3 protein-coding genes are annotated in these 5009 nt (G+C 64.9%); 2 read left to right on the forward strand and 1 reads right to left on the reverse strand.

The genetic code is table 11. The features are described from left to right. The first annotated feature begins 285 nt into the window (after window positions 1-285). On the forward strand, window positions 286-1413 hold the full coding sequence (locus tag QZY48_RS26535; protein WP_295436548.1) for an AAA family ATPase: 1128 nt from the start codon (window positions 286-288) through the stop codon (window positions 1411-1413). Next, on the forward strand, window positions 1406-1909 hold the full coding sequence (locus QZY48_RS26540; RefSeq protein WP_295436549.1) for a hypothetical protein: 504 nt from the start codon (window positions 1406-1408) through the stop codon (window positions 1907-1909). The genes QZY48_RS26535 and QZY48_RS26540 overlap by 8 nt, the downstream gene beginning before the upstream one ends. A gap of 275 nt (window positions 1910-2184) precedes the next feature. Here QZY48_RS26540 and lon read toward each other — a convergent pair whose 3' ends face one another. After that, complete coding sequence (gene lon / locus QZY48_RS26545; RefSeq protein ID WP_295436550.1) at window positions 2185-4584, reverse strand: endopeptidase La; 2400 nt, start codon at window positions 4582-4584, stop codon at window positions 2185-2187. Window positions 4585-5009 lie beyond the last annotated feature (425 nt).

Consider the following 5009-nt stretch of genomic DNA (forward strand, 5'->3'; position numbering starts at 1 on the left):
CACACAAAGACACAAAGAACACAAAGAAAAACAGATCATTGAAGGCGTTGGGCCGATCACCGCCCGGGTGACCTCCTCGACCTACATATCGCGTTGAAAATCTTTGTGATCTTTGTGTCTCTGTGTGAGAACTGCTCTTTCTAGGCTGAATAGGTCAGCCGCCGACAGCCGCGGGTCGGCAGTCCACTTGGGCAGGCCCTCGCCCTTCGTGCGACTATGACAGGGCCAGCGGCGGCCCCTGCCGCCGCGTTGCCATGTCCCGCCGATTCATCGGATATCCTGACCATGCTGAGCCGCCTGTACGCCGATAACTTCCGCTGTCTGGTCAATTTCGAGTTGAACCTGGGGCGGATCGTCCTGCTGCTGGGGCCGAACGGCGCCGGCAAGTCCACGATCTTCGACCTGCTGGAGCGCCTGCGCCGCCTGGTGGTCGATGGGGCGCGCATCGACGACTGCTTCACTTCCGCGGACCTGACGGCCTGGGAAACGCGGTTCGAGCAGCGCTTCGAGCTCGACATGGTGCGGGACGACGCCCACGTCTTCCGTTATGCGCTGACGATCTCCCACGACCCGGACCGTCGCCGGGTACGCATTGAACGGGAAACCCTGCATCTCGACGGGCAAGCCCTGTTCGAGTTCGCGGTGGATGGATCCGAAGCACGCGCCCGGCTGTTCCGGGACGACGGAAGCGCCGGCGGGGAGTACCTGTTCGACTGGTCCCGCTCCGGCGTTGGCGCGCTCCCCGAGCGCCCGGACAACACGCAACTCACCTGGTTTCGCCGTCGGCTCGGGAGCCTGCTGGTCGTGCGACCGAACCCGATGCTGATCGGCGGTGAGACGCGCGAAGAGGTCACACGCCCGGACCCTCGCCTCGGCAACTTCGCGTCCTGGTATCGCTGGCTGAGTCAGGAGCAACCCGGCGCGGTGATGGCCCTGAATACGGCGCTCCGTGAGGTTCTGCCTGGCTTCGACGTGTTGCGCCTGCGCCAGTCGGGTGAGGCCAAGCTCCTGGAGGCGACGATGCAGGGACCGGACGGCCGACGGATGGCCTGGCGCCTTGGCGACCTCTCCGATGGCGAGCGGGCCTTGATCGCGCTCTATACGTTGCTCCACTGCCTGCCGGACGACGGCGCCACCCTGTGCGTCGATGAGCCCGAGAACTTCCTGGCGCTGCCGGAGATCGGTCCTTGGTTGGATCGCTTCGACGAACGCTGCGCCGAGCCACCTCAGCAGGGCATCCTGATCTCTCACCATCCCCGGCCGATCAACCTGCTCGCCCGTGACGCCGGGTATTGGATCGATCGCGACGGCCCGCTGGCACCGACGCGGGTACGCCGAATCGAACCGGGCACCGGCGCCGCGGGCGTGTCGATGGATCAACTGGTCGAGCGCGGGTGGGTCTTCGATGAGTAGACAGGTCCGCGCGGTCGTACTCTGCGAAGACCGGGCGCATTGGCACTTTGCCCGCGCCTTTCTGGTCGCTTGTGGTTGGAACGAACGGCAACTGGCCTCGCGCATCGCGCCGACCGCCAAAGGTGCGGCCGAGCAGTGGGTTCGCGACACGTTCCCAGGGGAATTACGCACCTACCGACGCAAGGCCAGTGAGCGTATCTGTCTCATCGTCATCATCGACGGCGATCCGCAGGACGTTGAGACGCGCATCAGGGGTTTGGAGGCGGCTATCCAGCGCCAACCGGCGGATCATGTCGCGATCTTCGTACCATGCCGCAACATTGAGACCTGGGTCGGGTACCTGAGCGGCCTGCCGGTCGATGAAACCACGGCCTATCACCAATTGAAGAAAGGGCATTCCCGCGCCAAGCCTGCCGAAGTGCTTGCGGACCATTGCACCCAACACCGGCCGCTCGCGGATGCCCCGCCATCCCTGGTTGCGGCTCGATGCCATTAAGTAAAGCCATTCTGGCTCCCACGCTCCTGCGTGGGAGCAAGTGCGTGCGCTCCGCGTCCAGCGCCAAGACCGGACGCGGAGCGCCCGCCCGGCATTCCCACGCGGAGCGTGGGAACGAGAAGCCGCGCCGTCGGCGCTTAACTTAATGGCATTGGGTTGCGGCCTGCATAGAGTGGGCACTGCGTCTCGCGGATCTTGTTTAAGCCCACATTGCGCGGCGCAGTCCTACGGCACTCGCGCCGAGCTCCGCGCGCAATGCGGGCTAGCAATGCGGGCTAGGCCTTGAAGAGAAGCGGTACCACGTCCTCGAAGCGCGAGGCGAAATGGATCAGGAACCCCTTGCGGATGTGCTCCGGGACCTCTTCGTATTCGCCGCGGTTGTCCTCCGGCAGGATGATCTCCTTGAACCCGGCGCGCCGCGCGGCGATGAGCTTTTCGCGCACCCCGCCGATAGGGAAGACCTCGCCGGTGAGGGTGATCTCACCGGTCATGGCGATGCGCCGCACCGGCAGATTGCGGGCCAGCGAGAGTATTGCGGAGGCCATGGTGATGCCGGCGGAGGGGCCGTCCTTGGGGGTGGCCCCGGCGGGGACGTGCAAATGGATGAAGGCCTTGTCGAAATAGCCGGGTTCGGCGTTGTATTGGCGGGCGTGGCTGGTGAGATAGCTGTAGGCGATCTCGGCCGACTCCTTCATGACGTCGCCCAACTGGCCGGTGAGCTTGATGCCGCGGCCCTGCTCGTGGGCGCGCACCGCCTCGATGGAGAGGGTGGCCCCGCCCATGGCGGTCCAGGCGAGTCCGGTCACGACCCCGGGGCCGGAGAGCTTGCGCTCGTCGCGAAAGACCGGGCTGCCCAGATAGCCCTTCAGATCCGTCTCGCCGACGGTGATGGGCGTCTGGGCCCCCTCCAGCATCCGCACCGCGACCTTGCGCACGATCTTGCCGAGTTGCTTCTCCAGTCGCCGCACCCCCGCGTCCCGGGCATAGCCGTCGATGAGTGCGCGCAGGGTGGTGGTGTCCAGCCGGATGGTGCCCTTGGGCAGGCCGGCGCGATCGATCTGGCGGGGCAGCAGGTATTTCCTGGCGATCTGGAGCTTTTCCTCGGCGATATAGCCGGCGAGCGTAATGAGTTCCATACGGTCCAGGAGCGGTCCCGGGATGCTGTCGGTCGTGTTGGCGGTGCAGACGAACAGGACCTTGGACAGGTCGAAGCGCAGATCCAGGTAGTGATCGAGAAAGTCCGAGTTCTGCTCCGGGTCCAGGACCTCCAGCAGGGCCGAGGCCGGATCGCCGTGGTAGGAGGCGCCGATCTTGTCGATCTCATCGAGCATGATCACCGGGTTGGCGGTGCCGGCGTCTTTGATCGCCTGGAGGAACTTGCCGGGCATGGCGCCGATATAGGTGCGGCGGTGGCCCTTGATCTCCGCCTCGTCGCGGATACCGCCCACGGAGAAGCGGTAGAAGCGCCGGCCCAAGGCGTCCGCGATCGAGCGCCCGATGGAGGTCTTGCCCACCCCGGGCGGGCCGACCAGGAGGATGATGGAGCCGGCAATCTCGCCCTTGTGGATGCCCACGGCCAGGAACTCCAGCATGCGCTCCTTCACGTCCTTGAGGCCATAGTGGTCGCGGTCCAGGATGCGGCGGGCGCGCTTCAGATCCAGCTTGTCCTGGGAGTGCTGGCCCCAGGGCAGGAGCGTGATCCAGTCCAGATAGTTGCGGGTAACCGAGTATTCGGGCGAGCCGGTCTCCAGCATCCCCATCTTCTCCATCTCCTCGTCCACCCGCTTCTGCGCCTCCGCCGTGAGGGTGAGCTTGGTGAGGCGCGCCTTGAACTTGTCCAGTTCGGCGGTGCGGTCGTCCTTGGCGATCCCCAACTCCTTCTGGATCGCCTTGAGCTGCTCCTTCAGCATGAACTCGCGCTGCTGCGTCTGCATCCGCTCCTCCACCGAGCGGCGGATCTTCTGCTGCGCCTTGGCCAGTTCCAGCTCGTTGTTGAGCAGCACCAGGACCTTTTCCATGCGCGGCAGGAGCTGCACCTCCTCCAGGACCTCCTGCAACTGTTCGCGCTTGGAGGTCGTGAGGCTGGCGGCGAAGTCCGCAAGGTGGGAGGGGTCGTCCGGGCCGAAGCGGTCCAGGAACATGCGCAGCTCTTCCACATACAGCGGATTGAGCGGCAGCAGTTCCTTGATGGTGTTGATCACCGCCATGGCATAGGCGCGGACCTGGTCGTCCGGCGTCCCGGCCGGTTCCGGCAGGTAGGAGACGCGGGCATTGAAGGGGACCTTGTCGTGGACCCAGCCGTCGATGTGGAAGCGCTGCAGGCACTCCACCAGGACCTGCAGGTGACCTTCCTGGCGGTGCACGCGGTGCACCCGGCAGGCGGTGCCGACCGGGTAGAAGTCCCCGGGGCCGGCGTCCTCGGAGGTCTCGCTCTTGACCAGGACCACGCCCAGGATCTTGTGCTCGGTCTCGCCGACCGCGTGCAGGGTGGTCGACCAGTGCTCGGCGGCCATCATCAAGGGGACCGCCTGGCCGGGAAAGAAGGGCCGGGAGGCGACCGGCAACAGATGGATCTGACCGGGCAGCATGTCATTGGCCCGCGCCAATTGGATGACGCCGCTGCCTTCGCCCTCCGCGGCCTCGCTCGCCACGTCCACGGTCTGCACGTCTGCCATTCGTCTCTCCCCTGCTGATGAATACCCCGTTATCGTCACGCGATATCGGGCCGTGGCGCGGACTTTGCAAGCGTCCCGCGCCTGGGCTCCATCCGCCTGGCACCGGGACGCGGGAATCCCGACACCACTCGGGCCCGTGAGCAAGCGGACAAAAACTGGACAGGATTAACAGGATTTTGCAGGATTAACAGGACTAATAGCGTGCAACGCGCATCAAGAACACATCTTGTAAACCCTGAGAAATCCTGTTAATCCTGTCCATTTCTATCCAAACACTCGGAACTCAAAACTGTGTCGGCACCAAGCTGCCACGACCGCCGGAGCCGGGGACGCGATGCGTACCCTACAGCTACAGCTACCGGACGTTCTCACGGACCAGGCCTCGTTGTCGTTGTCGTTGTCGTAATCGTGGTCGGATTATTCGA

The sequence above is a fragment of the uncultured Thiodictyon sp. genome (assembly GCF_903828115.1).
Classification (GTDB): domain Bacteria; phylum Pseudomonadota; class Gammaproteobacteria; order Chromatiales; family Chromatiaceae; genus Thiodictyon.

Bases quoted from the DNA above. Each gene is read 5' to 3' on its own strand.
- QZY48_RS26535 (WP_295436548.1), top strand. From the start codon at position 286: ATGCTGAGCCGCCTGTACGCCGATAACTTCCGCTGTCTGGTCAATTTC.
- QZY48_RS26540 (WP_295436549.1), top strand. From the start codon at position 1,406: ATGAGTAGACAGGTCCGCGCGGTCGTACTCTGCGAAGACCGGGCGCAT.
- lon (WP_295436550.1), bottom strand. From the start codon at position 4,584: ATGGCAGACGTGCAGACCGTGGACGTGGCGAGCGAGGCCGCGGAGGGC.